General features: G+C 39.9%; 1 rRNA gene. It reads left to right on the forward strand.

Annotated features, from left to right (window positions below):
• Positions 1-139: 139 nt before the first annotated feature.
• Positions 140-255 (forward strand): 5S ribosomal RNA (gene rrf / locus M3206_RS18745).
• The last annotated feature ends 404 nt before the right edge of the window (positions 256-659 follow it).

Below are 659 nucleotides of genomic sequence, written 5' to 3' on the forward strand. Positions count from 1 at the left end.
TAGGTCTGGTGTGGAAGCGTGGCGACACGTGGAGCTGACAGATACTAATCGGTCGAGGGCTTATCCTTACTATTGTATGAAACGTTTGGAAAACGTCGTATCTAGTTTTGAGAGAACATACTCTCTAAAAGAATAAAGGTCTAGTGATGATGGCGAAGAGGTCACACCCGTTCCCATACCGAACACGGAAGTTAAGCTCTTCAGCGCCGATGGTAGTTGGGGGTCTCCCCCTGTTAGAGTAGGACGTCGCTAGGCAAAGAAGGTGGGACGAATGTAATGTTCGTTCCATCTTTTTTTATGTGTGAATAGGGGCTGACTCAAAAACTTATGAGTTCGAGTCCTTTTTTAATATAGAACAAAAGAAAAAAGGAAGTTTTGATAAATCAAAACCCAATTAATTACTAACATTTTAAGATTCCAAGCAAAAATGACTGCCTTAAATGCTGTTTTTAGTGCTAAGTAAATCTCGTGTATAGCAAGTTTGAGCGAAAAGTCATCCAGTCTGAGCGAAGATCTGGAATTTTGAGCGTAGTTAAATTAGTCTTAAAAGTGGAGACATCCTTGTGAGAATTCTTTATACTTAAACAAAACTAATTTAGGGGACGTGTCCACATGAAAAGAAAGTCTTTAGAGTACCGAGAATATGTCGCGAAGCTTGT

The sequence above is a fragment of the Fictibacillus phosphorivorans genome (assembly GCF_023715845.1).
Taxonomy (GTDB): Bacteria; Bacillota; Bacilli; order Bacillales; family Fictibacillaceae; genus Fictibacillus; species Fictibacillus phosphorivorans_D.